1 protein-coding gene is annotated in these 806 nt (G+C 62.4%); it reads left to right on the top strand.

The genetic code is table 11. The annotated features are described in order from the left end of the window. Nucleotides 1-60 precede the first annotated feature (60 nt). Nucleotides 61-696 carry an RluA family pseudouridine synthase gene (locus IAI51_RS27760; protein ID WP_007960625.1) on the top strand — a complete coding sequence of 212 codons (636 nt, stop codon included), beginning with the start codon at nt 61-63 and terminating at the stop codon, nt 694-696. Nucleotides 697-806: the final 110 nt, after the last annotated feature.

Below are 806 nucleotides of genomic sequence, written 5' to 3'. Positions count from 1 at the left end.
GCCATTCCCATACCGGAATGGCCCTGAGCCGCCGTTGGCATTTGTTACGAGGCTGTTTTAATGCCGTTGTCCAACATCCGCATCATCCATCAGGACGCCGCCGTACTGGTGGTCGACAAACCGACCCTGCTGCTCTCGGTGCCCGGTCGCGCCGACGACAACAAGGACTGCCTGATTACCCGCCTGCAGGAAAACGGCTACCCGGAAGCGCGCATCGTCCATCGTCTGGACTGGGAAACCTCCGGCATCATTCTGCTCGCCCGTGACGCCGACACTCACCGCGAACTCTCGCGCCAGTTTCACGACCGAGAAACCGAAAAGGCCTACACCGCATTGGCCTGGGGTCAGCCTGAACTGGACAGCGGCAGCATCGACCTGCCGTTGCGCTACGACCCGCCGACCAAGCCGCGTCACGTAGTCGATCACGAATTCGGCAAGCATGCGCTGACCTTCTGGCGCGTGCTGGAACGTTGCGGCGACTGGTGCCGCGTCGAGCTGACACCGATCACCGGTCGCTCGCACCAGTTGCGCGTGCACATGCTGTCCATCGGGCATCCGCTGCTCGGTGACGGGCTATACGCCCACGAACAGGCACTGGCAGCCTGGCCGCGTCTGTGCCTGCACGCGAGCATGCTCAGCTTCACTCATCCGCAAACCGGTGAGCGTCTGCGCTTCGAGTGCCCGGCGCCGTTCTGAATGGCTCCGCTGGCCCCATGTAGGAGCTGCCGAAGGCTGCGATCTTTTCAATCCTCAAACCGGATCGGACACTTCTCCGGCCCCTCAAGCTTTCTCAACTCTTCCACCAC

It is taken from the genome of Pseudomonas sp. N40(2020) (assembly GCF_014472415.1).
Lineage (GTDB): Bacteria > Pseudomonadota > Gammaproteobacteria > Pseudomonadales > Pseudomonadaceae > Aquipseudomonas.
Note: the sequence above shows the minus strand (reverse complement) of the source record. Positions and strands in the feature narration are given on the sequence as shown.